This is a genomic window from Hyphomicrobium sp. B1, assembly GCF_049532635.1.
Classification (GTDB): domain Bacteria; phylum Pseudomonadota; class Alphaproteobacteria; order Rhizobiales; family Hyphomicrobiaceae; genus Hyphomicrobium_B.
Genome location: NZ_CP134871.1, coordinates 727,526 through 752,612, shown reverse-complemented (window position 1 = coordinate 752,612; position 25,087 = coordinate 727,526). Strand labels below are relative to the sequence as shown.

The window sequence follows — 25,087 nt, the reverse complement described above, 5'->3', positions numbered from 1 at the left end:
GTGCCTGATGGATCCTCGTGACAAGGCCGAGGATGACATGCGGCTAGACCCTTTTGCGGCCGGGAAGGGCGTGAGTTTCGGTGCCTGCTTTCTTGGCGGCGCCTTGGAGTTCGGCGCGGAACTCGTCGCGTTTTTCGTGGATCGATGCGATGACGAGTCCGGTCGGAATTCCGAGGCCGACGAGCGCCGATTCCGATAGCTGAAGACTTGCTTCGATCGTCTCGGGCACGGCGTCGTTGACGCCAATCTCGTAGAGGTGGCGAGCGTGGTTTGCGTCCTTGGCGCGCGAGACGATGAGCAGGTTCGGGTGGCGCGTCCGCAGCGCCTTCACGATGGCGTCGATCTCCGGCTGCGTGTGGATGGTGATAATCGCGGCCTTCGCGGTGTCGAGACCGCAATGTTCAAGAAATTCGACGTTGCGGACGTCGCCGAAATAGACCGGCTTGCCTTCGCGCCGGGCGTTGGCGACGAGGCTCGGCGCGCGGTCGACGGCGATATAGCGAATTTTGTGCTCGGCCAGCAGGTCGCCGATCAGTTGACCGACGCGGCCGTAGCCGACGACGAGCGCTTTGATGTTACCTTCGCCGGCGGGCGTCACGGTGAGGGCTGGATCGACGGCAGCAGGGGGGGCGTTGCGTTTCGCCAGCCAGCGGCCGAGCTTGGCGCAAGCCGGGATCAGCGCCATCGTCAGCGACACGGACGTTAGCAGGATGCTCGTCAATTCGCGGGTGACGAGGTGCGATTCCAACGCGAGCGTCAGGATGACGAACGCGAATTCGCCGCCGGGCGCCAGCAGTGCCGCTGTTTCGAGGGCTGCGCCGCGGGCAACGCCAAAGAGGCGCGAGAGGCCGTAGATGATCACGGCTTGCAGGGTGAGTAGTCCGACAGTCGCTGCAAAAATAGCTCCGGGCGCCGCAACCATGGCTTTCAGATCGAGTTGCGAGCCGACCGAAAAGAAGAAGACGCCGAGCAGTAGCGATTTGATCGGTTCGACTGTCGTCTGCACGGCGCGGCGATATTCGGTTTCGGCTAACAGCAAGCCGGCGACGAATGCGCCGAGTGCAAGAGACAAACCTGCCGCGGCGGTGACGAATGCGGTGCTGACGGCAACGAAGAGCGTGGTGGCGATGAACAGGTCTTCGTTGTGCGTCTGCGCGACGACGCGGAATAGCGGCTGAAGAACGTAGCGGCCGACGCCGACGATCGCGACGAGCGCTGCAGCAGCTTGCACGACGGCCATCAGGATGCCGGCGAGAAGCGAGCCTTTGTTGCCGGGCTCCAATATGCTGATCAAGATCAGGATCGGAACGACAGCGAGGTCTTGGAACAACAGGATCGAGAAGCTCGTTCGGCCGACGGAGGTTGCGAGCCGCTTCTGGTTCGCGAGCATTTCGATGACGATCGCGGTCGACGACAGGCAGAGCGCGGCGCCGATGACGAGGGCGATGACCGGCGGTTGACCCAACAGGTAGGCGACCAGTCCGATTAGGGCCGCCGAAACAACGACTTGCGATGCGCCGAGGCCGAAGACTAGGCGACGCATCGTTGAAAGGCGTTCAAACGACAGCTCAAGGCCGATGATGAAGAGCAGAAAGACGACGCCCCACTCGGCAAATTTTGCGAGTCGTTCGGGATCGGTGATCGTCAGCCAATCGAGATGCGGAATGTAGGGTGTCAGCGCGCCGAGGCCGCCGGGACTGAGGAACGCGCCTGAGAGGAGGAAAGCGAGAACCGTACTGACGCCATAGCGATGCAATAGCGGCACGACGACACCAGCCGTGCCCAAAACCAGAAGCGCATCTTTGTAGTTCGCCAGATTTCCCGCAGCCGACATCACCTCTCCTTAACAGTTCGTAAGAGTATGACGGCCCGGAACGCCACGCGCCACTGGGCATTTCGCTCGCTCGTCCGTATGCGGAAATTTTGCGTGCCTACAACTTGGCCGTCCGCGTTCGGATGTTTCGGCACTGAGAGCTCGCAATGCGAACTTAACGCGGCTTTAGCCAACCCTCTGTAACAGTTTCACAGACGATCTGCGTCGGACTGGGGCCACCGACGCAGTGCAGGGGAGGGGGCTCCGCCTTCAAAGGAATTGACGGTGTTGCGTGCCATCGCAGCAGCTCTGGGTTTTGTGTTGCGGCTGGTCCGCAGGATTCTGTTCGGACCGCGGCGCAAGCCAGCTGCGGCTCCCGAGCCGACGCTTCCGGCGTCTTTTCAGTCCGTTGCGACGCGGGCGTTCGGTGCGGGCGGGGCCGACAAGCCTGTTCAGGCTGTGCAAGCGGCTTCGCGACCGAAACAGAAACGCGCACCTCGGCTGACGCTGAAATATCGCGTCGCAATCGGCGGTGCGGTTCTGGGCACCGGTCTGTTGATGCTGACCTTCGCGTTTATGATGGTCTATTACACCGTTGTTTTTCCGGACCCGCTGGCGCTGCGCGCCTCCGGCCATGCACCGCTCATCCGGATCCTGGCGCGCGACGGAACGGTGCTCGCCGTGCGTGGTGCGCCGCATGAATACATCTCGCTCGAAAAAATGGCCAAAGCGTTGCCTGCGGCAGTCGTTGCAACAGAAGACCGGCGCTTTTTCGATCATTACGGTGTCGATCCGGCCGGCATGCTGCGGGCGATGTTTGCGAACCTGCGCGCCGGGCGGTTCGCGCAAGGCGGTTCGACGCTGACGCAGCAGCTCGCGAAGAATTTGTTTCTGACGCAAGACCGAACGCTGTCACGCAAGATCGCCGAGCTTGGCCTGGCGCTGTGGCTCGAGGTTCGTTTGACGAAGCCGGAGATTTTGGAACTCTACCTAAACCAAGTCTATTTTGGCAGCGGCGCATATGGCGTGGAGGCGGCAAGCGAACGCTATTTCAATAAGCCTGCGAGCGAACTGACGATCCCGGAAGCGGCGATGATTGCCGGGCTGCTGAAGGCGCCTTCGAAATATTCGCCGTCGGCGAGCCCTGGCGCTGCCCGCGCGCGGGCGCGCGTTGTCATTACCAAGATGTTTGATGCCGGCTTCATCTCTGAAGCGCAGGAGACGCAGGCGCTGGCGCAGACGCTGGTGTTCAACGAACAGAAGATCGAGCAGACGGCGGCAGACGCCGGCTATGTCGTCGATTGGGTTCTCGATCAGTTGCCAGCAGCGGTCAGCGAGGACGAGCAGGCTGATCTGATCGTCGAGACGACCGTCGATAAAAAGCTTCAGCGGCGCGCGCAAGAGATCGTTGCGGATACGCTGGCACGGAAGGGCGAGGCCTACGGCGCGAGCCAAGCGGCGATGACGCTGCTCGACGGCAGCGGCGGCGTGCGTGTGATGGTCGGTGGCCGCGATTATGCCGGCAGCCAGTTCAATCGCGTCATCAGGGGCAAGCGACAGCCGGGGTCGGCGTTCAAGCCGTTCATCTATCTCGCTGCGTTAAATAAGGGCATGTCGCCGGACACGATCGTCAATGATGCGCCGATCACGATCGGCGGGTGGTCGCCGAAGAACGACGACGGGAAGTACGCAGGGCCGGTTCCGATCCGACGCGCGATTGCGCAGTCGATCAACACCGTTGCGGTGCGCCTCAATCAGGCGATCGGGCGCGGCACGGCCGTCGATCTGGCGCAGCGGCTCGGCATCAAATCGGAGCTGCATGACGGACCGTCGCTCGCGCTCGGGACGTCGGAAGTGACGCTGCTTGAAATGGCAGGTGCTTACGCGGCGTTCTCGAATGGCGGATACGCGGTCACGCCGCACGTCATCACGCGGATCACGACGAGCCGCGGCCGTGTGCTCTACGAATACGAGCCGCCGCAGAACGCGCGAATCCCAGAGGCGGACCGGATCGGCGCGCTGAACGACATCCTGAATGCGGCCGTCGATTACGGCACCGGACGGCGCGCCGCGCTTCCCGATCGGCCTGCGGCGGGCAAGACCGGCACGACGCAGGATTTCCGCGATGCCTGGTTCATGGGATACACGGCCCAGTTTGCTGCAGGCGTCTGGGTTGGCAATGATAACGGCAAGTCGATGAACCGCGCGACGGGCGGCAGTCTGCCTGCCGAGATTTGGCGGCAGGTGATGCGGGTTGCCGACGAAGGCTTGCCGCCGCTGTTGTTGCCGGGAACCGTTGTCGCGAACCCCCAGGTCGAGGCGGCGACATGGGGCGGACTTGCGAACCGGCTGCCGCGTGTGGTCGAAGCGCCGGAAATTCTGCCATGGCAGCGACGTCCGGGCGCCCTCGTACAGCAGCCCTATTCGGCGACTTCGGTATCGCTCGCGGCGCCGAATGCAGCGCATCCGGCCAACAGCATCGGCGAAGACTTCATCGAGAAAGCTCTGGCGTCATCGCCGGCGAATGGCAGCAGCCACGCTGCGCAAGTCGCAGCGCCGGACTCGTCGACGCCGCAAAGCGGCGCCTTTCCATTCAGCAATTGGTGGTGACGCCGGGATGCGCTGTCAGTGTCCGCGACAGTGGGCAGGGCCATAGCGGTGAAGATCGGGACCGAGCACCTGTAACCATTGCTTGGCGCTTTCAAAATCCGGACAGATCTTTTTGACGAGCGCCCAGAAGCGCGGGCCGTGATTCATCTCGATGAGATGGGCCACCTCGTGCGCGGCAACGTAATCGAGCACGAACGGGGGCGCGAGGATCAGGCGCCACGAGAAAGACAACGCGCCAGTCGTCGAGCAGGAACCCCAGCGGCTCGTTTGATCGCGGATCGCAATGCGCTTGGCCTGGAGCGATAGCGGACGCGTGTGTTTTTCGACGCTCGCTGCGAGATCGCGTTTGGCTTCCTCGAAAAGCCAGCGCGTCAAACGGTTGGGCGCCAAGTCTTCGTCGCCAGGAACGACGATCGATGGATGTGTGCCGCGCTTGTCGATGGCGATGACACGTGAGCGCTTCTGGCCTGAGAAGGTAATCGTGTGCGGAACGCCGCGCAGCGGCATGGCGGCGGCGTGTTCGAACGGCACATGGTTCGGCAAGCTGTCGAGGCGGGCGCGAACCCAATCGATGTGGCGATTGAGGAAGGTGCCCGCTTCGTCGAGATCGCATTGCAGTGGCAGCGTGACGATCACGGCGCGGCGCGTGCGACTTACGCGGAGCGTAAGACGCCGGGCGCCGGGATGACGACGCACTTCCAACTGCGCACCGATGTCTTCGAGGCGGACGGATCGTGTTTTGGAACTCAAGTCGATGGCGCGCCGTCCGTTCATGATCCTCATGCGCTCTGCCCCCTAAAGCCGACGCGCATCCAAGTGATGCAACGAAGTGCCGATCGCGAATGGTCGATCAATACAGCACGATGATGACCTATCAAGGTTCTCGTCGTCGCTCCAGATGCAATGTCACAGGGACGTTCCAGCATGTGAAAGTGTGGCCCGCGGGTCTCAGGAACGAATCGCCGCTTGCTCACTGCGGAAGTGCCCTGTCCAACGAAGCAACGAGCTGATCGACATCGTTCGTATGCGGGATCGGCGCGAGCAGTTTTCCATCTTTCCCCATCAAATAAAAGATCGCGGAGTGATCGATGGTGTAGCTCTTGGGATCCTTTTCATCGGCGACTTTCTGATAATAGACGCGATAAGCCTTCGCAGTCGCTGCGATTTCGCTTTCTGTCCCGGTGAGACCAACAAGACGCGGACTGAACGCCTTAACGTATGTCGCCATCTTCTCGGGCGTATCCTGAGCAGGGTCCAGTGTGATGAAGATCGGCACGATGTCGTCGGCGCGCTTGCCGAGCTTGTCGAGTGCGGCGGACATCACTTGCAGGCCTGCGGGGCAGATGTCCGGGCAGTTTGTGTAACCGAAGAACACCAGCATGTAGCGGCCGAGGTAGTCCTTGTCGGTTACGCGCTTGCCGGTGTTGTCGATCAAGCTGAACGGTCCGCCGACGGAGGGGCGCCCGGAGACGGTCGACTGACCTTCGATCGTCGAACTCGGACTTCTGAGTGCAATAAATCCGAGCGCCGTGCCGGTCAGCAAGCCGGCAAAGGCGAGAGCTATCGTCGTGCGATTCATAATCTTGATGTCTCCAACTCGCATTGGCTAGAAATGTTATCAGGCGCCGAAGTCGCCGCATCGATGGGGCGGCCCTTCGCTCGCAACCCGCAAGCAAAGGTCTCGACATGCCCGTTGCGTTTACAGCCCTCTACTCCGGCATCCTGGCTCTCATTATCGTTGCAATGGGGATCAACGTTACGGTGCACCGTTTCCGATACGGCGTGATGCTCGGTGATGGTGGACAGAACGTGTTGAAGCGCATGGTCCGCATACACGGCAACACCGTCGAAAACATTCCCCTCTGTGCGCTGCTCATGGCTCTCTATGAACTCAACGGCGGCGACAAGATAGTGCTGCATGCGGCAGGCATCGCTCTCATCGCGGCTCGGATACTTTTCGCGGGACCTTTATGGTTTCACGATGGGCCAAGCCCCATCCGGGCGAGTGGGGTAACCCTGACATGGGCTACAACCGCGCTTCTAGCAATGCTAAATATTCTGCAGTTGCGTTCATAGCGCGAGCGCATACGTGACGACCGTGCGACGTGAAGTCACGACATTCAACATTGGATCATTGCGTTTATGAGCACGTCAATGGATGGCCCTCCTGCGGGGCAGCTTCTGAAAGGCATCGTCAACGAGCGCGAGAGTCAATTGCGGCTCGTCACTAGCGTTCGCCTGAGATGGGTGGCGGTGCTGGGGCAGCTCGGCGCGATCTCCGCCGTGACACTGCTTTACGGTTTTCCTTTGAATATCGGCAGTTGTCTCGTGCTGATTGCGGCGTCGGCATGGCTCAACGTGTTCCTGTCCATTCGCTATCCGGCGCGCCATCGTTTGACGACACATTTCGCCTTTGCGCTGCTCGTTTACGATGTGTTGCAGCTCGCAGCGCTTTTGTATCTGACGGGCGGGATCCAGAATCCCTTCGCGGTTTTGCTGGTTGCGCCGATCACGGTCGCATCGGCGACGCTGCCGCCACGTTACACGCTTTTTCTCGGCGCGATGGTGATCGCCGCCGGAACGCTGCTCATCAGCCATCACTATCCGTTGCCGTGGTACCAGGGCATGCGGTTCGATCTGCCACGAGATTACAAGGTCGGTGCGTTGATCGCGCTGATCTCGACGATGGGCTTCATGGCCTTTTTCACATGGCGATTGAACAAGGAATCGCGGCAGATGTCGGTGGCGCTTGCCGCAACTGACATGGTTCTCGCGAGCGAACAGCGCCTGCACGCGCTCGATGGTCTGGCGGCTGCAGCGGCCCATGAACTCGGTACGCCGCTGTCGACGATCGTTCTGGTTTCGAAGGAGCTCGAATACGAGCTCGGCAAGGACAGCCCATATCGCGAAGATCTTCAGCTCTTGCACAGCCAGGCGCGGCGGTGCCGTGAAATTCTGCAGAAGCTGACGCGCAAGCCCGACGAGCAGGATCCGATGCATGCGAGCCTGACCGTTGTCGAGCTTCTCGAAGAAGCTTCGGCGGCGCATCGGTCCGCGGGCAAGCGCATCATCATCTCCGCCAATCCGCTGCCCGGACTCGATGACGAAGTGCGGATCGAACCGGTCGCCCACAGGCGTCCCGGCGTGATCTACGGCCTCGGCAACCTGATTGAGAACGCCGTGAGCTTTGCGCAGTCGGAGGTGCAACTGTCGGCGCGCTGGAACGGCTCGCACGTTTACTTCACGATCACGGACGATGGTCCGGGCTTCGCGCCGGAAATGATGGACTCGATCGGCGAGCCCTACGTCACTTCTCGACGTTATGAGGATAAAGGCGAGCACGGCCATTCAGGCCTCGGGCTTGGGCTTTTCATCGCCAAGACGTTGCTGGAGCGGTCGGGGGCAACGGTGACGTTTTCGAACCTGTCGCCTCCCCGCCGGGGGGCTAACATCCAGATTTCGTGGCCAAGAACGGCGTTCGAGCTGCCGCCGGGGGCCTTCAATTGGCCGGGACGGCGTGGTATGCCTCTAAATGCGGCCTAGACTGGCAATTTGCCGCTAAAGCCCTATCTTTTATTGCCCGCGAAGTAACCTTTCGGGTTGCTTTTTGCTTGCTTAAGGGACGTTAGCCCTTTAGGCCGCATAAGAAATATGGCCTGTCATGAAAAAAGCTAACGGATAAACCGTGATGCGGGAGGCTCCCTTGGTTACCGAAGACCTGTCTTTTAAGCAGGATGAATTGCCGGCCGACCGTTCGTTGGTCATCGTCGATGACGACCGGTCCTTCTTGCAACGTCTGGCGCGCGCAATGGAGCTTCGCGGCTTCGAAGTCCGCTTTGGCCACTCGGTTGCGGAAGGCGTCGATCTGATCCGCGAGAAGGCTCCGGCTTTCGCCGTTGTCGATATGCGCCTTGAGGATGGTTCGGGCCTCGACGTCATTGCCGAACTGGCGAAGGCTCGTCCCGACTCGCGCGCTATCGTGCTGACGGGTTACGGCAACATCGCGACGGCCGTTTCGGCTGTGAAACTCGGCGCTGTCGACTATCTCGCGAAGCCTGCCGATGCTGACGACGTGACGGACGCACTTCTGGCACCGACGGACGCGAAAGCGCCGCCGCCGGAAAACCCGATGTCGGCTGATCGCGTGCGCTGGGAACATATTCAGCGCGTCTATGAGCTTTGCAATCGCAACGTCTCGGAGACGGCACGCCGGCTCAACATGCATCGCCGCACATTGCAGCGGATTTTGGCGAAACGCGCGCCGAAGTAAGCGCGCTGCTTTCGCAACTGCTACCTCTCACGACTTATTCGATCGCGAGGCCGGGGTCGATCTGCGCCAGCAGACGCATCGACGCCGTGCGCGCGATCGCTATCGTTAACGCCTTCCGCCGCGCGGCCGTAAGCGGATGCGATGGCGGCGGACGCACCAAATCTCCAGCATAGGCGTCGGCGAGAATAAGCCCAGTATCGGGCGGTAGGATCTCCGATGGAAAATCGGGCGCCACCGCAAAGAGCAGCGCATCGCAGTACTCACGGTACTCCGGCCATTTCTGGTCGGCGCGGAAGTCGGCAATGCTCGACTTGATCTCTACGATCCAAATCTCGCCGTTGCGTCCGATAGCGAGAACGTCGGCGCGACGGCCGTTGCCGAGTGTGATCTCGTGCAAACTTTCGAAGTTGAGTGTGCGCAGCAGACGCTGCGTCCCGCGCAGGATTGCGCGTGCCCGCTCGTAGTTGCGCACGACCTCGGTAGCCGCGCTGTCCGTATTCGGGACAGGCTGAAAAGGATTCGTTGAGGAAGAGGAACCGTCGGTCATGGTCCCGCCATTATGACCGTGCGACTGTTGCAGACAAGCTGGCAGCGGGGGCGGCCTCTTGGTCGTCCAAAACGTCGTTCGAGGGGCTAGGGTCCCAGGGGGGAGAGCGTGCGAATGGTCTTCTGGCGCAACAGATCGGAGAAGAAGGCCGAGGCGCCGGTTACAATCGAAGCGGAAACGCCGCCACCGATCACTACCGTCAAGCCGGCAGCAGCGGAGCAGCCCGCGGCGGAGGCCGCGGTGGACACAGTTGATACCATCGAGGCCGAAGCATCAACCAATGTGGTGACGCTCGTGACCAGTCGGCTTGCTGATCGCCTCGCGGATGTTGCGCCCACCGGCGAGCGTGGCGCGGCAAAGGAACAGCGCTCCGTCTCAGAGATGCCCGCGCGCGATCTGGCGCAGATCAAGCCGGTCGAGCAGACGCATTTCTTCGGACAGAAGCGAGCCATCGGCAAAATTCGCGCGGCGCTCGGCGCCGGTCGCGGCGAACATCTTCTCATTCTGGGCGAGCCGGGAACCGGCCGATTGGAACTCGCAGAAGCGCTCGGCACCGAAGTGGACCGTGCGCCTGCCGCCGACTGGATCTTCGTGGTGGATCCCAACGCGCCGTCGCGAGCTAAAGGCTTCGAGTTGCCGCCGGGCGAAGGCGCGCGGTTCCGGCGTGATACGAGAATTACGCTGGACAAAGCGTGCGCGGCGTTTGGACGTTATCTAAAAAGCGAAGAGCACCGCATCAGTCTCGATCTCCTCGAAGAAGACATGCGCTATCGCAGCGAGCGCGCAGTCGAATCCATTCGTCGCCGCGCTGAAGCGCAGAATATTGCGGTTGTTAAATCTCTCGACGGTTACGTGCTGGCGCCGATGCATGAAGGGCGCGTCGTGCGCTCGGATGTTTTTCGGGCGCTGCCGGAAGCTTTGAAACGCAACGTCGAAGCGAAGATCACAGTGCTCGAAGATGAGTTGCAGTCGATTGTCGCGACGTTGCCGGACGCCGAATTCGAAGCCAGCGAGAAGCATGATGTACTCATTCGTCAAGCGGCGCTGAGGACATTGCGTCCGGGATTGGCTGCCGTTCGGCGCGCTTATGCCGACGGGCTTTCCATCGGCGCGGCGCTCGATGCCATCGAAGAGGCGTTTCTTTCGGCGGCCACACGCCATGCAGGAACCGAGACTTTCTCGCCGGTCATTTTTCTCGATTCCGAGGACGTGCAACTCGTCGATCCGACGGTGCCGAGTAAAGTCGTCATTGCGCGGCAGGCGTCGGCAACCGATCTGCTCGGCGAAGTCAGCCGCGATGCGCTGGGGTTTCCCGTTCTTCTTCCCGGCCACTTGATGCGCGCCGGGTCGGGAATCGTCATCGTCGAGGCGTGGCGGCTTGCTGCCGATCCGGCGGCTTGGCTGGCTCTCAGCGCCGCAATCCGCAGCAAGCAAATTTCTCCACTCAGTGCGCCGGGCGTCGGCGTAAAGATTGATCCGATGCCGTTTGCTGCGACCGTCGTGCTGGTCTCGGATGCGCAGTCGTGGTCGAAGCTCGAAGCCATTGAGCCCGGTATTGCGCGATATTTTCCGCACGTCGCAAAGCTCGCAGACACGGTGCCGATGTCGGAGCTCAGCGAAGACGATTTTGCGAAAGGCGCAGCGCGGTTGGCGGTCGATCACGGTCTTCGCCCGATTAACGCCGGTGTTGCCCCGCTCATCTATAAGGATGCCGTTCGCCGCGGCGGCGGGCGCGTGTCGCTTGCCGGCATTCAGCTTCTGCATCTGCTGCAAGAGGCGGATGCCATCGCGGCAGATCACTCGGCGTCGCAAATTCGCGTGGCCGATCTCAGCGCAGCGCTCGCCCGCCGCGCCGATGGCGATACGCCGTGATCGCCCACGTCGCCGAAGCATCGGAACTGAGCGGGCGGGTCGTGCTCTGGCTCGATCCGGAAGCCGAATATCCGGCGTCGCGGCTTGAGGCTCCGGTGCGCCTCGCGGCAGCTTATGGCGCCGAGATCGAAACAGTCGTCATTGCGGATGCCAGCAGCGGCTTGACCGAGGATGTGCCGATCCGCGTTATCGCGCCTTCCGGTGCCTCAGGTCGACGCGATTTCTCCGAGCATGATCACCGCTTCGAGCTTCTGGTGACGCGGTGCCGCCGGGCGGTCGACAATGTCGGCGCGGCGCACGGCGTTCGGGTGCGGCATGCTTTGGCCAGCGGCGATGCCGTCGACCGGATTTCCGAAATGTGCGTTGAACGCGGCCCTTGGAATATCGTTGCGCTGGGGCGGATGCCGGTGTCGGGCAGCGATAACGTCATCGGGACTTTGCTTGCGAACGTCAGCGGTGCGACCGGCTTTCTGCTCTGCGGACCGCAGCGAACGAAACAGCCGCGCGTGGTCGTGATCGTCGAAGATGCCGAACGTTTGACGTCGATGCTGCGGGCGGCCGAGCGGCTGTCGGGTCCGCGCGGGCCGGTGCATGTCGTCATCGGCGCCGATACGGCCGAGTCTTATGCCGAGATCGAAGCGCAGTCGCGGCTGATCGCGCTCGAATTCCATGTGCCGGTCGTGTTCGAAGAGGTCGGGCCGACGTTCGGCGTGCCCGAAGCGCTGACGGAAGTCGTTGCGCGGTTGCGGCCGAGCCTCGTCATCGCCGTGTTCGGCGGGGCGGCCATTGCAGACGGACGCGAGCTGTCGCGTGTGTCCGTCGTCGCGCGCGCGCCGATCCTGCTGGTGCGGTAGGCGCACAGCTATCGTCCACGGCGTAAAGCCGAGGATGACAAATACACTTCAATCTGATGCCTTCTCGACTTGCGGGTGGAAGAACTCCGGGCCGGAGCCGATGATCTGCGGGTCGTGCTTGCCGATGGCGTCGAGATCGCGGTCTTCGTAGTCGATGGCCAGCAGCACATGACGGATGGTTTCGAGGCGGGCGCGGCGCTGGTCGTTGGCGCGAACGACGACCCAGGGTGCAATCGCGGTGTGCGTGAAGCGGAACATCTCGACCTCGGCGCGAGTGTAATCGTCGTAGCGGTTGAGCGAGGCCATATCGACCGGCGACAGCTTCCACTGTTTCAATGGATCTTGCGCGCGGTCGTGGAAGCGCTCGATCTGCATTTCGCGGCCGATGGTGAGATAAAACTTGAAGAGCTTGATGCCGTCGCGGACGAGCAGGCCTTCGAATTCGGGCGCCTCGCGGAGGAAAACGGCGAGCTGGTCTTCGGTGCAGAAGCCCATCACGCGCTCGACGCCGGCGCGATTGTACCAGGAGCGGTCGAACAGCACGACTTCGCCCGCCGTCGGCAGATGCACGGCGTAGCGCTGGAAATAGAGTTGTCCGCGTTCGGTTTCGGTGGGCTTGGGCAGAGCGACGGTGCGCGTGTTGCGCGGGTTCATGTGCTCGTTGAATGCTTTGATGCACGAGCCTTTGCCGGAGCCGTCGCGGCCTTCGTAGAGGCACAGAATGCGATTGCCGACCTTGAGATTGTACCTTTGCAGCTTCATCAGCTCGATCTGGAGCGCAAGAAGCCGCTCTTCGTAGTCCTCGCGCTTCATGCGCTTGTCATAGGGATAGCCGCCCGAACGCATGGCGGCGTCTTCGATTTCCTTTGGAAGCTTCGGATCGGACAGCGAGAAGCCTTTCGGCAAAGGCGACGCGTGCTCCAACGGCTCGTCGATGCCGCCGTTATGCACGGAGATCGCGGTGGCGGCCTCGTCGGGCAACGGCTCGTCTTCTAGTCTTTCGAGTTTTTTGTCTTTGTGCTTGTTCTTCGCCATTTACCATCTCCGGCACATAACAATGGCGAGCCTAGCATGCCGCTTCAAGGCGGTGTCGCGTGGGACTTGCGATGGTCAATCGCTTTCTAAAATGGGAAAGCCAGCAGCCACCCCCGCGACTGCTGGCTTTCCGCTTCTTCCGCCAAGCCTGCCCCCCAGCCGGCCGGCGGGCAATCCCGTCAGGATCTCTGTTTTGGATCGGTACCAGCGATGGCAGGCGCCGGAAGGCTGACCGCAACAGGCGCTTCGATCTCGGTGCGTTCGCGGCGACGCGGAGCGACCGGCTGGAACGCGCGGCGAGCATGCACCTCGCAATAGGGCAGCGCGGGCACCTTCGGCTTGCCGCAGAAATGGAAATCGGCAGATTGAGGATCGCCGATCGGCCAGCGGCAGCTGCATTCGCTCAGCGTCTGAATGGTTTTACGCTCGGCGACCGGAATCTCGATCTCCTCCGCAGGCGCCACGTAAGTTTCGGCGTCTACATAGAGGGCGCGCACGGCCGGATTGCCGACTTGTGCGAAGCGCGGTTTGTTGACGGGCCGTTTCACGTTCGCCAAGCGCGTGCGCGGGCGGTGTGATTTCATCCGCGAGGTGGTGGCGCGGCCGGAAAGGCCCAGGCGATGGACTTTGCCGATGACAGCGTTGCGCGTTACGCTGCCGAGGCGTCCGGCGATCTGGCTGGCGCTCAGTCCTTCAGACCAGAGTCTTTTTAAAAGGTCCACGCGCTCATCAGTCCACATAGCGTCGATTGCTCCCTCTCGAGCCGCATCAGCGGCGGAACACCCCCCGGTGCCCGCGGTTACCCCGGCCGAAATCGAGCCCATGCCAAGCGTGCGCAAACGAACGCGACGCGCGGCGAAGGACGACGGTCCCAAACCGGTTACAAACGCAAAAACTTGAGAAGACGCAGAACAGAAACGCGCGAGAGACGCGGGCGGCCGCCAACTGGCAGATTGCCCAAAGCGCGGTCAGAGCCGATACACAACCGATGATTTAGCGACTGGCGCCGCCATATCTCGTGGCCTGACTAGGTGAGATTACAACATGCTGAATCCCGCCTACAAGCCGGAGCTTTCACATTAGGGGTATTGACAGGGAAAAGTTGCGAGGAGGCCACAGACGATTCGCAGCAGGGGATATGTCAGATTTCCGTGCATGGCGGGGGGCGATTCAACCATAGGCATCTGGCGTTGAACTTTGGGTTCGGGATCGCGGGCGGCGCGACAGAGCTTTTATTGACAGCGAAGCCATCAGGAGGTATCAGGGGTTGTGATCGAGCCGCCGAATTTGGCGGCTTTTTGATTTTCTGCTCAGGGTTATCCACGCGCCATGGGAAGTTCCTCTGCTGCGTTGGGGAAAGCTCCCCGTAGCGCTTCAGACACAGCTGTTTCCAGCGGCCCATCGTCCGCTGTGATGGGCACATATGCTCGCCAGGACGTGATTTTCGTTCGCGGCGAAGGCTGTTGGCTGACATCCGACACCGGGGAGCGCTATCTCGATTTCGGCTCCGGCGTCGCCGTCAACGCGCTGGGGCATGCGCATCCGCAACTCGTCGCGGCGTTGAAAGCCCAGGCGGAAAAGCTCTGGCATACGTCGAACCTTTATCGCGTCGAAGGCCAGGAGACGGTTGCCGAGAAGCTGACGCGGCTGACGTTCGCCGACACGGTTTTCTTCTGCAATTCCGGGGCGGAAGCGTGCGAAGGCGCGATCAAGGTGGCGCGCCGCTATCATTATGTTTCTGGCCAGCCCGAACGGCAGCGGATCATTGCGTTCCGCGGCGCCTTCCATGGGCGGACGCTGGCGACGCTGGCTGCCGCGGGCAATGAAAAATATCTCGAAGGTTTCGGGCCGATGGTCGAGGGCTTCGACCATGTCGATCTCGGCGATATCGCGGCTGTCGAAGCGGTAATCGGGCCGGAAACCGCCGCGATCATGCTGGAGCCGATCCAGGGTGAGGGCGGCGTTCGCCCGGCGACGCCGGAATTTTTGAAAGCCGTTCGCGAGCTTTGCGACAAGCATGGTCTGCTGCTCGTGCTGGACGAAGTCCAGACCGGCATGGGCCGTACTGGCAAGCTCTTCGCACACGAATGGGCAGGCATTACGCCGGACGTGATGGCGGTTGCTAAAGGCTTCGGCGGTGGCTTTCCGGTCGGCGCGGTGCTGGCGACGGCGGAAGCAGCAAAGGGCATGACGCCCGGCACACACGGTTCGACCTTCGGCGGCAATCCGCTCGGCATGGCGGTCGCCTCGACCGTCATCGACATTGTCTCCGAACCCGCTTTCCTCGAAGCCGTGCGGGATAAGACGCTGCGGCTGAAACAGGGTCTTGAAGGGCTCAAGGATCAGCACGCCGATCTTATCGAAGAGGTGCGTGGCGCCGGCCTGCTCATGGGGCTGAAGCTCAAGTCGCACGTCACGCCGCCGCAAGTGGTGAAAGCCGCCAACGCTGAAAAACTGCTGCTCGTCGGCGCGGGCGACAACTGCGTGCGCGTGCTGCCGCCTCTCATCGCGACCGATCAGGATATTTCCGATGGGTTGCTCGCTCTTTCCCGCGCGCTCGGCCGCGTGGCTGGTGAAACGTCCTGATGTCCGGCTTGGTAGAAGAGCTGGAGAAAGCTCCCGAATTTATGACCTCCAAACAGTCTCCTCGGCACTTCCTCGATATCTCAGATCTCGACGGCAAGACGCTGCGTAAGATCATCGACGCAGCGCACGCGATGAAGAAAGCGGGCAAGCGCGTTCCGAAGGAGCTGCGGCCGAAGGGCATCGAGGATCTCGTGCTGGCGATGATCTTCGAGAAGCCATCGACGCGGACCCGCGTTTCGTTCGATGTCGCTATGCGTCAGCTCGGCGGTGGCGGACTGGTTCTCAATCACACCGATTTGCAGCTTGGGCGCGGGGAGTCGGTCGCCGACACGGCGCGGGTGTTGTCGCGGTATGTCGACGGCATCATGATCCGCGCCAACGCGCACGCGACGCTGGCGGAGCTTGCGAAATATGCGACGATCCCGGTCATCAATGGTCTGACGGAAAAGAGCCATCCGTGTCAGGTGATGGCCGATATCCAGACGTTCGAGGAGCACCTGGGGCCGATCAAGGGCAAGACAGTCGCCTGGGTCGGCGACGGCAACAACGTTGCCGTGTCGTGGATGCATGCGGCGGTCCGCTTCGGCTTCAAGCTGCGGCTGGCGTGTCCGAAGGCGCTGTTCCCGGAAGATGAAGCCGTCGAGTGGGTCACACGCGAGAAGGGTGACGTCGAGATCGGGACGGACCCGGATCGTGCTGTGAAAGGCGTCGATTGCGTCGTGACCGATACCTGGGTTTCGATGGGTCAGTCGGATGCGGCGAAGCGCAAGAAGATGCTGGCGCCCTACGCGGTTGATGAAAAGCTGATGAGCAAGGCAGCGAAGAACGCGATCTTCATGCATTGCCTGCCCGCCTATCGGGGCCATGAGGTTTCGGAAGCGGTGCTTGAGGGTCCGCAGTCGGTGATTTTCGACGAAGCCGAAAACCGTCTGCATGCTCAGAAGGCCATTCTGGCGTGGTGCTTCGGCGCCTGATGGAGGGTTCTGCCGATGCCGGTTGATGCACCGCCAGCGCCGCCTTCCATTCCGGCAGATGATGTCGTCGTCGCGTTTCGCACGCAGAATTCGAATATTCGCGGGCGTCTCGTTCGGCTCGGCGCCTCATTAGATGCGATCGTCACGCCGCACGCGATGCCCGATCTGCCGGGACGAGCGCTGTCGGAAGCGCTGGCGCTTGCGGCACTGTGCGGATCTGTGCTGCCGCAAGGCGGCAATCTCAATTTGATGATGCGGTCAGACGGGGCGGTGTCCATTCTCGTTGCGGATTACGCAGCGAGCGGAAAGCTGCGCGGCTATGCGCGGTACGATGCCGAGAAACTTAAGGCCTTCACGCAAGGTGCGACGCGATCCGATATCGCGGCGGCGTTCGGCGATGGACATCTGGCGATCACGCTCGATTCCGGGCCAGGCGAAGAGCGCTATCAGGGCGTGCTGGCGTTCGAGCACGCGCCGCTGTCGGGTACGGTCGCGGCCTACTTTCAGCAGCGCGAAAATCTGCCGACTTTCATTCGCTCGGCTGTCGCAGAGCAGTACGTCGGATCGCGACAGGAGGCACATCCTCAGTCGCGCTGGCATCGGCGGGCAGGCGGATTGATGGTGCAGAGCCTCGGCGCATCGGACGAGAGCGAGGGCCTGAGCGACGACGACTGGAATCGCGTCGAAATGCTGGCGGCGACGGTTGAAGATCATGAGCTGCTCGATCCTGGGCTTTCTGTCGAGCGACTGTTGTTGCGGCTGTTCCACGAAGAAGCCGTGGCGGTCGAGCGGGTTATTCCGCTTTCGGCGTTCTGCCGGTGCAGCCGGGAAAAGGTCGAGAACGTGCTCTCGGCGTTCGGTGCGGCCGAGCTGTCGGACATGCTGGATGACAACGGCAAGATCGTCGTCACGTGCGAATTCTGCACGAGGCGTTACGTCTTTTCGCCGGACGAACTGCGGGAGAGCGGGGGCTAGCTCGTCGCCCCGCCACACCCGCGCTGGCGTTATTGTCCCGGAAGAGCGCCGTTTGCTGCCTGACCGACCTGGCCGCCCTGTTCACGCGGGTCGCTGTTTTGCGGCTTCGTTCCAGACAGGTCGTACTCGGTCTTCGAACGGGCGCTGGCGATCTGGTTGGCGTCGAGCTTGCAGGTTCCGGACTTGTCCATCAGGACGAAAGCCGGGTTCGGCTTGTCAACGAATTCCTGGCGCGAGACTTTGCCGTCGCCGTTGGCGTCGAAGTATTTGAGGTCGGCCGTCACGAACATCTTGTCGACGTTCGTCAGGTTCTGCCATTCGGTGACGTCGAGAAAATCGTCGTGGTTGGCGTCGGCGCCGTTGAACAGATCCTCGGCGTAGGACTTCCACTCGTCACAGGTGACAACGCTATCGTGATTCTGGTCCCAGCTTCCGGCCGCCTGAAGATAAGCGCGGTCGACTTCGGAAATCGTGTTGCCGCTGCCGAACGGGTTGATCGAGCCGACACTCGGGAGCGAGGCCGTGGAACAGCCGCCCAGGGCGATCGCCGCTGAAATCGCGCACGCGGATGCGGTGAGCAGGTAGATGCGTTTCGACATGGGCGCGTCTCTTAAATTGCAATGCTCGGCGGCTTGGCTGATTGGTACGCCGAACAGTGGGTCGGAAGCACGGCGCTAGCGGAAAAAAGTCGTGTGTTCGCTCAACTTGTCGCATGAGCTGTCGCATGTGTGCCACACATCTTGGCGGATCTTAAGTCTTTGAAGACGCTTGTACTTTTCGGTTTATGCCTCAATTGGAGCGAAAAAGCACGGTTTGAGGGCGATCACGTCTCGGCCCAGTCGCCGAGGCGGTCGAGAAAATCCATGCATTTCGCAATCTGGCTTTCGGCAATCCACTCGTCGGCGGTGTGGGCCTGCGCGATGTCGCCCGGGCCGCAGACGACGGCGGGAGCGCCTGCCTCCTGAAAGAGACCGGCCTCGGTGCCGTAGGAGACGCCGTAGGTTTCGTTTTGTCCGGTGAGCTTCAACGCGAGCGCGACGACCTCGGATTTTCGCTCGGCGCCGAACGGGGGAACGGCATTGACGCGTTCAATACGGATGTCGGCTTCCGGTGCGATTTCGTGCATTTCGGGAAGACAGCGCTTTTCCGCGAAACGGCGCAGGCGCGTTTCGATCTCGTCCGGATCGAGGCCCGGCAGTGCGCGAATATCGAAAACGAACGTGCAACCGACCGGCACGATATTCGTTGCGGTGCCGCCGTCGATCTTGGTGACTTGAAGCGTCGAATAAGGCGGCTCAAAGCGGATGTCGATCACGCGCTGCTTCAGCTCTTGCTCCATGCGCTCGAGCTCGCCGATGAGGCGCGTGGCGTAGGTGACGGCATTGACGCCGAGATGCGCCATGCTCGAATGCGCAGCGCGGCCTTTGACGTCGACCTGCCAGCGCACCGGCCCTTTGTGCGCATCGACAACCTGCATGCTCGTCGGTTCGCCGACGATGACCATACGGGGTTTGGGAAGATCCTTGCCGAGTTCGGCGATCATCGGGCGGACGCCGATGCAACCGATTTCTTCATCGTAAGAAAATGCCAAGTGGATCGGCTTTTTGAGCTTGCGCGCCTTGTAGCTCGGAACGGCGGCAAGTGCGGAAGCGATAAAGCCCTTCATATCGGCGGAGCCGCGGCCGTAGAGCTTGCCGCCTTCGGATCGCAGTGTGAACGGATTGCTGGTCCAAGTCTGGCCATCGACCGGCACGACGTCGGTGTGGCCCGACAGCGCAACGCCGCCTTCGTCGTCCGGTCCGATGGTCGCGTAGAGCGATGATTTCTGTCCGTCGTCGCTGACGATGCGACGCGAGGCGACGCCGTGGCCTGCTAGATAATCTTCGACGAAAGCGATCAGCCCGAGATTGTTCTTCGAACTCGTCGTATCGAAGGCCACGAGGCGCGCGAGCAATTCGACGGGTGTGAAGCTTTTGCCTTTTGCTGCGCTCATCGGCTGATGGCCGGTCAGTTCATGCTGCGTCGGGTATAGGGGCTATCGAGCGAGAACGCCGGAATGGCCACTTCGAAAAGCTGGCCAGCCTCGTCTGTCATCTGATAGCTGCCGACCATGATACCTTGCGGCGTCTTGAGCGGGCAGCCCGACGTGTAGTGAAATGCCTTGCCTGGTTCGATGACCGGCGTCTGGCCGACGACGCCGGCGCCGCGCACTTCCTCGGTGCGGCCGTGCGCGTCGGTGATCCGCCACATGCGCGAGCGAAGCTGCACGGTCTCGTTGCCGTCATTGGAGATTTCGACGGCGTAGGACCAGACGAAATGGCTGTCCTCGGGAGAGGACTGCTCTTCCATGTACTTCGGCTCGACGCGGATGCGAATGCCGCGCGTCGTCGATTCGTAGGCGTGAAAGTCGTCAGCGGCCTGCCGTTTTGTCGGCGTTGTCGGCGTACTTTTACTCATGGCTCCCGTCACCCCGTCATCGTCTTCATCGCATTTGCGAGATCGTCCGCCAAATCTTCAGCGGCTTCAAGTCCGATCGAAAGACGGATCATACCATCACTAATGCCGAGTTCCGAGCGCTGGTCGGGCGTCAGGCGGAAATGCGTCGTTGTGGCCGGATGCGTAACGAGGCTCTTGGCGTCGCCGAGATTGTTGGAAATGCGGATGATGCGTAGCGCGTTAAGGCACCGGAATGCACCGGCTTTACCGCCTTCGACCTCGAAGGCGACCATCTGGCCGCCGCCCGGCATCTGCTTGGCTGCAAGCGCCGCCTGCGGATGGTCGGCGCGGCCAGGGTAAATCACACGCGTCACGCCTTTGAGGCCGGTCAGTACGTCGGCGATCTTGGCTGCCGTTTCGCATTGGGCTTTCACGCGGATCGGCAGTGTTTCAAGGCCTTTCAGCATGACCCAGGCGTTGAACGGGCTCATCGATGGGCCGGTCTGGCGCAACCATTCCTGGACATACTTGCCGACAAAGTCGGTCTTGCCGAGCACGGCGCCGCCGAGGCAGCGGCCCTGGCCGTCGATGTGCTTCGTCGTGGAGTAGACGACGATATCGGCGCCGAGCGCCAACGGCCGTTGCAGCATCGGGGTTGCAAAAACATTGTCCACGATCGTGAAGATGCCGTTGTCGCGGGCGATTTTGCAGACGCCGGCGATATCGACGAGTTCGAGCGTCGGGTTCGACGGCGTCTCGAAGAAGAACATCTTGGTATTCGGGCGAATGGCTGCCTTCCACGCGTCGAGGTCCTTGCCGTCGATCAGCGTCGCCTCGATGCCGAAACGCGGACACAGTGTTTCGACGATGTAACGGCACGATCCGAACAGCGCGCGGGCGGCGACGATGTGATCGCCGGTTTTGACGTAAGACAGGATCGCGGCGGTGACGGCGGCCATGCCGGTCGCGGTGGCGCGGCATTCCTCGGCGCCTTCGAAGATCTTCAGGCGATCTTCGAACATCGAAATCGTCGGATTGCCGAAGCGCGTGTATTGATAGCCTGGATCTTCCTGCTTGAAGCGGGCCTCGGCCTGCTCGGCGCTGTCGTAGACGAAGCCCTGCGTCAGAAACAGGCCTTCGGACGTCTCGCCCCAGTGCGAGCGGGTGATGCCCGCATGCACGAGCGCCGTCTCAGGCCTCCAGGCCGGATTGTTGTTCGGGAACTTCTCGTCATTCGCCATGGGCTTGGCCTTTCGCGCAATAAAAATCCCGGTTCCGAGCTGCCGGCTGATAAAAGCCGGGCGCGGGAAACCGGGTGCGCGCACGGCCTCTTTAGCGATTTATTTAACGTGGCTGCAAGCCGGCCGGCCAAAGGACCACGAAATCGGGGTCGGGCTTACCTCTCGTGGCTGGTTGCGTCAAGAGGTGGCCTTGAGGGGCCTGCAAAGCGTGTATGGTGAAGATTGCTGCCCTTGGCGAAGACTTGCGGCTGCTCTAGACGGGGTGCGAAGGGGCTGAGCCGAAACGAATGACCAAAGCAGAAAAATCTACGGCAGTGCAAAAACGGCGGGAGCGCGTGGTCGGCATTCTGCCGTCGCAGGCGATTTCGCACATGATTGCAGACGGCGAAGTCGTGCTGGCGGAGCCGCCTGCCGAAGGTCAAGTGCAGCCCGCGAGCCTCGATCTTCGGCTGGGTGCGGTTGCCTATCGCGTGCGTGCGAGTTTTCTGCCGCGTCCGGGCGGCAAGGTGCAGGGCAAGCTCGACGAATTGGCGTTGCACACGATTAGCCTCAGTCAGGGTGCGGTTCTCGAAACGGGCTGCGTCTATATCGTGCCGCTGCTCGAAACGCTGGCGTTGCCCGCCGACATCGAGGCCTCGGCAAATCCCAAAAGTTCGACCGGAAGACTTGATGTTTTTACTCGCGTGATTGCCGACGGCGTCGGCGCGTTCGATCAGATTCCGCGCGGGTATCACGGGCCGCTTTATGCCGAGATCTGTCCGCAGACGTTTCCCATCGTGGTGCGTAAGGGATCGCGGCTGTCTCAGATCCGCTTTCGCAACGGGCCCGCCGCCGACAGCGACGAGGTACTGCGCGAGCTTCACGCCAAGGAACGATTGGTTTCGGCGCAGGACGCGGATATTGCAGGCGGCATCGCGCTGACCGTCGATCTTTCAGGTCACGGAGACGGTTTGGTTGGGTTTCGCGCGCGGCGGCACACGGGTGTCGTCGATGTCGATCGCGTCGGCGCTTATCCGATCGAAGACTATTGGGATCCGATCCACGTCAAGGATAAGCACCGGCTGATCCTTGATCCAGATCAGTTCTATATTCTGGCATCGAAAGAAGCTGTGCATGTGCCGCCGACACACGCGGCCGAGATGGTGCCGTTCAACCCGCTCGTCGGCGAGTTTCGTGTGCATTATGCGGGTTTCATGGACCCAGGCTTCGGGCATGCCGCGGCGGGCGGCAACGGATCACGCGTCGTGCTGGAAGTACGTTCGCACAAGGTGCCGTTCATTCTTGAAGACGGGCAGATCATTGGCAGGCTGATCTACGAGCGCATGATCGAGACGCCCGCGACGCTCTACGGGCAGGGCCTCAAGTCGAACTATCAAGGCCAAGGCCTAAAGCTCTCGAAGCATTTTAAGTAGGATTCGTTGATTGCGATTGGCGACTTGGCTTTGCCAAGCCGGCCGCCAATCGCAGGTTCTTTGTTGACGCGGATGCGTCGGCGAAAGCGCTTACATCTCGATGATCGGTTTGAAGCCGCCGTAGATCAGGCGTTTGCCGTCGAAGGGTGTGACTTTCATCAGGGTGGCGAAGCGCGGATCGCTCATCACCTTCTTGTTCACGGCGTCGCGGTGCGCGCGCGAATTGAAGACGATCCAGGAAAAGACGACGACCTCGCCGTCCTTCAGTTTGACGGCCTTCGTAAACGACGTGTGCTTGCCGGGCGGGACGTCATCGCCGACGCATTCGACGTAGGCGAGCGCGCCGTGCTCGCGCCAAACCTTGCCGGCTCGTTTCGACAGTTTGCGATAGTCTTTCAATCGCTCGAATGGGACCGGCACGACAAAACCGTCGACGTAGCTCATCTTTCTCTCCCTAGCGGACCGTAATGTCCGCTCTGGAGATAGGTATCGCCGCGCGTCCGCCAAAGAGTTGCTGTCAGACGACGGGCCGTTTTAGCGCTTCTTTGATTTCTCGCTGGCTTTGAGGATCGAGGCGATAACGCCCGGAAAACGCTTGTCGAGTTCTGCGCAACGCAGCGAATTGACGACTTCGGTGCCGCGACGCTCGGAGCGGATCAGGCCCGCTTCGCGCAGCACCTGGAAATGATGCGACTGCGTCGATTTCGGCAAATCGGCCGGCGCGGCCTTGGAACAGTTCATGGCACAACCGCCGGTCGCCAGCGTTTTCACGATTTCGAGGCGTGTCGGATCGGCGAGCGCATAGAGCACGCTCTCAAGCGTCACGTCTTCAACTGCGGGATGAACAAAGGGCCTCTGCATAATCAAAAAGATAACCACGAGAATGTGAGATTTCAATAGTTCGGAGATCTTGAACTACCGCATAAGGGCATTATCTCCTGCATCGTCCGGGGCGCCAGTCGAATGGGCCGGCCAACCTTAGAAGGACAGATCGTTTGAGAAAAAACGCGAGAAGAACATGTCCAAATCTCTTGCCGGAAAGATCGCAGTCGTCACTGGCGCCAGCCGTGGCATTGGGCGCAGCATTGCCGAAACGCTCGCGGCCGAAGGCGCGCTGGTTGCCGTCCATTATGGAAAAAGCAAAGCTGGGGCCGATGAAGTCGTCGCAAAGATCAAGGCCAGCGGCGGGGATGCCTTCGCAGTCGGTGCCGATCTGACGAAGAAGGGCGCAGCGCAGGCGTTGTTCGCCGGCGTCGATCAGGAGTTGAAGCAGCGCACGGGCGACACCAGGTTCGATATCCTCGTCAACAATGCGGGCATTGCGCCGTTCGTCGGTTTCAACGAGACGACCGAAGACGTTTTCGATGAGATCTACAACGTCAACGTCAAATCTCTGTTCTTTATCACGCAAGAAGCGGTCAAACGTCTCAAAGACAACGGGCGCATCATCTCGACATCTTCCGGTGTCGTCCGCACGCCGCTTCCGGCGGTTGCAGCCTATTCGATGCTCAAAGCTCCTCTCGACAATCTGGCGAAATCCTTGGCGGTGGAACTCGGACCGCGAGGCATTACCGTCAATACCGTGGCGCCGGGCGTCATCAATACGGATATGGCCGCCGACTTTGTCAGCAATCCCGAGGGGCAGGCATTTGCAATCGGGAAGCAGGCACTGAAACGTATCGGTCAGCCCGAAGACGTCGCCGATGTCGTCGCCTTTCTGGCCAGTCCGAAGTCGCGTTGGATCACCGGTCAGACGGTCGATGTAACCGGCGGAAGCGTGCTGACCTTCTGATCTTTCGTCCCTACTTTCCCCTGTCGTTCATCCCTTCAGACGCCAAAATCCCGCATTTTGGCGTTTTTTTTGCGTCCAAGCGCTATGTCGCGCTTGCTTTCGGGCAACAAATGCTGCTCTTTTCGCCGACCTCATTCGAAAAAGGCCCTAAAACAGCGTGTTTTTGGACTTTGTCGATGTAGTGTTCGAACTGAAAGCGATTCGCATTCGCATCAAGAGGGATGACAATGGCAAAGGCAGCAGCGCCAGCAAAGAAAGCACCAGCCAAAGCGCCGGCTAAGGCTAAGATCGATACCGTCACGTTGAAGCACATGGCCGCGACGCTCGCGGAAACGCATGAGATTCCGAAGAAGCAGTCGGTTGCGCTGCTCGAAGATCTCGTTGCTCAGATCGCGAAGAACCTCAAGAAGGGCGCGCGCATCCGTATCGGTGGCCTCGGTGTTCTCCAGGTTCGCAAGCGCCCGGCACGTATGGGCCGCAACCCGGCAACGGGCGAAGCTATCAAGATCAAGGCTTCGAAGAAGATCGCTTTCCGCGCCGCGAAAGAGCTGAAAGAGTCGATCTAAGACTCGGCATCAGCGGGGTTGAAATTCGAAAAGGCCGCCGGAGCCACGGCGGCCTTTTTTGTTTGGCGCTGACGACTCCGCTTCGCGGAGCCGGCCGCCGGCGC

At 61.2% G+C, this 25,087-nt stretch carries 24 protein-coding genes and 1 riboswitch; of the genes, 12 read left to right on the top strand and 12 right to left on the bottom strand.

Translation table 11 applies throughout. The features are described 5' to 3' along the window. Positions 1–43: 43 nt before the first annotated feature. Positions 44–1,834 (bottom strand): cation:proton antiporter, encoded by a 1,791-nt coding sequence (locus tag RLW55_RS03660; protein ID WP_409561821.1) that lies wholly within the window; start codon positions 1,832–1,834, stop codon positions 44–46. Between the two features lie 264 nt (positions 1,835–2,098). Between RLW55_RS03660 and RLW55_RS03655 the strand changes: the two genes are divergently transcribed. Next, the gene (locus RLW55_RS03655) at positions 2,099–4,423 is read left to right on the top strand and encodes a transglycosylase domain-containing protein (protein ID WP_423415605.1); all 2,325 of its coding nucleotides are present in this window, start codon (positions 2,099–2,101) and stop codon (positions 4,421–4,423) included. A 15-nt stretch (positions 4,424–4,438) separates the two neighbouring features. Here RLW55_RS03655 and RLW55_RS03650 read toward each other — a convergent pair whose 3' ends face one another. Together RLW55_RS03650 and RLW55_RS03645 are read right to left on the bottom strand one after the other, a co-directional pair. After that, positions 4,439–5,206: a M48 family metallopeptidase gene (locus tag RLW55_RS03650; protein ID WP_409561823.1), complete on the bottom strand. Its 768-nt coding sequence runs from the start codon at positions 5,204–5,206 to the stop codon at positions 4,439–4,441. A 187-nt stretch (positions 5,207–5,393) separates the two neighbouring features. Continuing rightward, positions 5,394–6,002, bottom strand: coding sequence for an SCO family protein (locus RLW55_RS03645; RefSeq protein ID WP_013945667.1), 609 nt, complete (start codon positions 6,000–6,002; stop codon positions 5,394–5,396). 107 nt (positions 6,003–6,109) lie between these two features. Here RLW55_RS03645 and RLW55_RS03640 point away from each other — a divergent pair, with 107 nt between their 5' ends. The 3 genes from RLW55_RS03640 (at position 6,110) to RLW55_RS03630 (ending at position 8,693) form a co-directional block, all read left to right on the top strand. Beyond that, positions 6,110–6,499 (top strand): MAPEG family protein, encoded by a 390-nt coding sequence (locus tag RLW55_RS03640; protein ID WP_423415604.1) that lies wholly within the window; start codon positions 6,110–6,112, stop codon positions 6,497–6,499. Between the two features lie 78 nt (positions 6,500–6,577). Beyond that, positions 6,578–7,966 carry an ActS/PrrB/RegB family redox-sensitive histidine kinase gene (locus RLW55_RS03635; protein WP_409561825.1) on the top strand — a complete coding sequence of 463 codons (1,389 nt, stop codon included), beginning with the start codon at positions 6,578–6,580 and terminating at the stop codon, positions 7,964–7,966. 145 nt (positions 7,967–8,111) lie between these two features. Next, a complete protein-coding gene (locus RLW55_RS03630; RefSeq protein ID WP_013945670.1) occupies positions 8,112–8,693 on the top strand; it encodes an ActR/PrrA/RegA family redox response regulator transcription factor in 582 nt (193 codons plus the stop codon). Positions 8,694–8,727: 34 nt separating this feature from the next. On the opposite strand, the gene RLW55_RS03625 is transcribed toward RLW55_RS03630, so the two are convergent. After that, positions 8,728–9,240, bottom strand: coding sequence for an MmcB family DNA repair protein (locus RLW55_RS03625; protein WP_409561826.1), 513 nt, complete (start codon positions 9,238–9,240; stop codon positions 8,728–8,730). 114 nt (positions 9,241–9,354) lie between these two features. On the opposite strand from RLW55_RS03625, the gene RLW55_RS03620 reads away from it, so the two are divergent. Together RLW55_RS03620 and RLW55_RS03615 are read left to right on the top strand one after the other, a co-directional pair. Beyond that, a complete protein-coding gene (locus tag RLW55_RS03620) occupies positions 9,355–11,112 on the top strand; it encodes an AAA family ATPase (RefSeq protein ID WP_423415603.1) in 1,758 nt (585 codons plus the stop codon). Then, positions 11,109–11,966, top strand: coding sequence for a hypothetical protein (locus RLW55_RS03615; protein ID WP_409561828.1), 858 nt, complete (start codon positions 11,109–11,111; stop codon positions 11,964–11,966). The genes RLW55_RS03620 and RLW55_RS03615 overlap by 4 nt, the downstream gene beginning before the upstream one ends. A 48-nt stretch (positions 11,967–12,014) precedes the next feature. Here the strand turns inward: RLW55_RS03615 and ppk2 are convergent, their stop codons facing one another. Together ppk2 and RLW55_RS03605 are read right to left on the bottom strand one after the other, a co-directional pair. Next, positions 12,015–13,001, bottom strand: a complete 987-nt coding sequence (gene ppk2, locus RLW55_RS03610) for a polyphosphate kinase 2 (RefSeq protein ID WP_423415602.1) — start codon at positions 12,999–13,001, stop codon at positions 12,015–12,017. Between the two features lie 179 nt (positions 13,002–13,180). Continuing rightward, on the bottom strand, positions 13,181–13,741 hold the full coding sequence (locus tag RLW55_RS03605) for a GcrA family cell cycle regulator (RefSeq protein ID WP_409561830.1): 561 nt from the start codon (positions 13,739–13,741) through the stop codon (positions 13,181–13,183). 673 nt (positions 13,742–14,414) lie between these two features. Between RLW55_RS03605 and RLW55_RS03600 the strand changes: the two genes are divergently transcribed. From RLW55_RS03600 to RLW55_RS03590, 3 genes are read left to right on the top strand one after another with little or no spacing between them, the layout of a single operon-like run. Further along, complete coding sequence (locus RLW55_RS03600) at positions 14,415–15,587, top strand: aspartate aminotransferase family protein (protein ID WP_414461472.1); 1,173 nt, start codon at positions 14,415–14,417, stop codon at positions 15,585–15,587. Next, the gene (gene argF, locus RLW55_RS03595; protein WP_013945680.1) at positions 15,587–16,561 is read left to right on the top strand and encodes an ornithine carbamoyltransferase; all 975 of its coding nucleotides are present in this window, start codon (positions 15,587–15,589) and stop codon (positions 16,559–16,561) included. The genes RLW55_RS03600 and argF overlap by 1 nt, the downstream gene beginning before the upstream one ends. Before the next feature lie 15 nt (positions 16,562–16,576). Then, positions 16,577–17,536: an Hsp33 family molecular chaperone HslO gene (locus tag RLW55_RS03590; protein WP_423415601.1), complete on the top strand. Its 960-nt coding sequence runs from the start codon at positions 16,577–16,579 to the stop codon at positions 17,534–17,536. A gap of 29 nt (positions 17,537–17,565) precedes the next feature. On the opposite strand, the gene RLW55_RS03585 is transcribed toward RLW55_RS03590, so the two are convergent. The 4 genes from RLW55_RS03585 to metZ form a co-directional block, all read right to left on the bottom strand. Next, positions 17,566–18,135: a histidine kinase gene (locus tag RLW55_RS03585; RefSeq protein ID WP_409561834.1), complete on the bottom strand. Its 570-nt coding sequence runs from the start codon at positions 18,133–18,135 to the stop codon at positions 17,566–17,568. Positions 18,136–18,359: 224 nt separating this feature from the next. Next, complete coding sequence (argE, locus tag RLW55_RS03580) at positions 18,360–19,529, bottom strand: acetylornithine deacetylase (protein WP_423415600.1); 1,170 nt, start codon at positions 19,527–19,529, stop codon at positions 18,360–18,362. A gap of 14 nt (positions 19,530–19,543) precedes the next feature. Further along, the gene (gene apaG, locus RLW55_RS03575; RefSeq protein ID WP_024275115.1) at positions 19,544–19,993 is read right to left on the bottom strand and encodes a Co2+/Mg2+ efflux protein ApaG; all 450 of its coding nucleotides are present in this window, start codon (positions 19,991–19,993) and stop codon (positions 19,544–19,546) included. An 8-nt stretch (positions 19,994–20,001) separates the two neighbouring features. Beyond that, on the bottom strand, positions 20,002–21,213 hold the full coding sequence (metZ, locus tag RLW55_RS03570; protein WP_409561836.1) for an O-succinylhomoserine sulfhydrylase: 1,212 nt from the start codon (positions 21,211–21,213) through the stop codon (positions 20,002–20,004). A gap of 70 nt (positions 21,214–21,283) precedes the next feature. Then, positions 21,284–21,362: riboswitch (SAM riboswitch) on the bottom strand. A gap of 138 nt (positions 21,363–21,500) precedes the next feature. On the opposite strand from metZ, the gene RLW55_RS03565 reads away from it, so the two are divergent. Further along, complete coding sequence (locus tag RLW55_RS03565; RefSeq protein ID WP_423415599.1) at positions 21,501–22,625, top strand: 2'-deoxycytidine 5'-triphosphate deaminase; 1,125 nt, start codon at positions 21,501–21,503, stop codon at positions 22,623–22,625. 90 nt (positions 22,626–22,715) lie between these two features. On the opposite strand, the gene RLW55_RS03560 is transcribed toward RLW55_RS03565, so the two are convergent. Together RLW55_RS03560 and RLW55_RS03555 are read right to left on the bottom strand one after the other, a co-directional pair. Beyond that, on the bottom strand, positions 22,716–23,069 hold the full coding sequence (locus RLW55_RS03560; RefSeq protein ID WP_013945688.1) for a DUF1428 domain-containing protein: 354 nt from the start codon (positions 23,067–23,069) through the stop codon (positions 22,716–22,718). Positions 23,070–23,159: 90 nt separating this feature from the next. Continuing rightward, positions 23,160–23,486, bottom strand: coding sequence for an ArsR/SmtB family transcription factor (locus RLW55_RS03555; RefSeq protein WP_013945689.1), 327 nt, complete (start codon positions 23,484–23,486; stop codon positions 23,160–23,162). A gap of 157 nt (positions 23,487–23,643) precedes the next feature. On the opposite strand from RLW55_RS03555, the gene RLW55_RS03550 reads away from it, so the two are divergent. Both RLW55_RS03550 and RLW55_RS03545 read left to right on the top strand, forming a co-directional pair. After that, on the top strand, positions 23,644–24,417 hold the full coding sequence (locus RLW55_RS03550; protein ID WP_409561839.1) for an SDR family NAD(P)-dependent oxidoreductase: 774 nt from the start codon (positions 23,644–23,646) through the stop codon (positions 24,415–24,417). A 227-nt stretch (positions 24,418–24,644) separates the two neighbouring features. Next, positions 24,645–24,983, top strand: a complete 339-nt coding sequence (locus RLW55_RS03545) for an HU family DNA-binding protein (protein ID WP_013945692.1) — start codon at positions 24,645–24,647, stop codon at positions 24,981–24,983. The last annotated feature ends 104 nt before the right edge of the window (positions 24,984–25,087 follow it).

Bases quoted from the DNA above. Each gene is read 5' to 3' on its own strand.
- RLW55_RS03565 (WP_423415599.1), top strand. From the start codon at position 21,501: ATGACCAAAGCAGAAAAATCTACGGCAGTGCAAAAACGGCGGGAGCGC.
- RLW55_RS03660 (WP_409561821.1), bottom strand. From the start codon at position 1,834: ATGTCGGCTGCGGGAAATCTGGCGAACTACAAAGATGCGCTTCTGGTT.
- RLW55_RS03635 (WP_409561825.1), top strand. From the start codon at position 6,578: ATGGATGGCCCTCCTGCGGGGCAGCTTCTGAAAGGCATCGTCAACGAG.
- RLW55_RS03645 (WP_013945667.1), bottom strand. From the start codon at position 6,002: ATGAATCGCACGACGATAGCTCTCGCCTTTGCCGGCTTGCTGACCGGC.
- RLW55_RS03650 (WP_409561823.1), bottom strand. From the start codon at position 5,206: ATGAGGATCATGAACGGACGGCGCGCCATCGACTTGAGTTCCAAAACA.
- RLW55_RS03550 (WP_409561839.1), top strand. From the start codon at position 23,644: ATGTCCAAATCTCTTGCCGGAAAGATCGCAGTCGTCACTGGCGCCAGC.
- RLW55_RS03630 (WP_013945670.1), top strand. From the start codon at position 8,112: ATGCGGGAGGCTCCCTTGGTTACCGAAGACCTGTCTTTTAAGCAGGAT.
- ppk2 (WP_423415602.1), bottom strand. From the start codon at position 13,001: ATGGCGAAGAACAAGCACAAAGACAAAAAACTCGAAAGACTAGAAGAC.
- RLW55_RS03560 (WP_013945688.1), bottom strand. From the start codon at position 23,069: ATGAGCTACGTCGACGGTTTTGTCGTGCCGGTCCCATTCGAGCGATTG.
- RLW55_RS03640 (WP_423415604.1), top strand. From the start codon at position 6,110: ATGCCCGTTGCGTTTACAGCCCTCTACTCCGGCATCCTGGCTCTCATT.
- RLW55_RS03605 (WP_409561830.1), bottom strand. From the start codon at position 13,741: ATGTGGACTGATGAGCGCGTGGACCTTTTAAAAAGACTCTGGTCTGAA.
- apaG (WP_024275115.1), bottom strand. From the start codon at position 19,993: ATGAGTAAAAGTACGCCGACAACGCCGACAAAACGGCAGGCCGCTGAC.
- metZ (WP_409561836.1), bottom strand. From the start codon at position 21,213: ATGGCGAATGACGAGAAGTTCCCGAACAACAATCCGGCCTGGAGGCCT.
- RLW55_RS03620 (WP_423415603.1), top strand. From the start codon at position 9,355: ATGGTCTTCTGGCGCAACAGATCGGAGAAGAAGGCCGAGGCGCCGGTT.
- RLW55_RS03600 (WP_414461472.1), top strand. From the start codon at position 14,415: ATGGGCACATATGCTCGCCAGGACGTGATTTTCGTTCGCGGCGAAGGC.
- RLW55_RS03585 (WP_409561834.1), bottom strand. From the start codon at position 18,135: ATGTCGAAACGCATCTACCTGCTCACCGCATCCGCGTGCGCGATTTCA.
- RLW55_RS03625 (WP_409561826.1), bottom strand. From the start codon at position 9,240: ATGACCGACGGTTCCTCTTCCTCAACGAATCCTTTTCAGCCTGTCCCG.
- RLW55_RS03545 (WP_013945692.1), top strand. From the start codon at position 24,645: ATGGCAAAGGCAGCAGCGCCAGCAAAGAAAGCACCAGCCAAAGCGCCG.
- argF (WP_013945680.1), top strand. From the start codon at position 15,587: ATGTCCGGCTTGGTAGAAGAGCTGGAGAAAGCTCCCGAATTTATGACC.
- RLW55_RS03555 (WP_013945689.1), bottom strand. From the start codon at position 23,486: ATGCAGAGGCCCTTTGTTCATCCCGCAGTTGAAGACGTGACGCTTGAG.
- argE (WP_423415600.1), bottom strand. From the start codon at position 19,529: ATGAGCGCAGCAAAAGGCAAAAGCTTCACACCCGTCGAATTGCTCGCG.
- RLW55_RS03590 (WP_423415601.1), top strand. From the start codon at position 16,577: ATGCCGGTTGATGCACCGCCAGCGCCGCCTTCCATTCCGGCAGATGAT.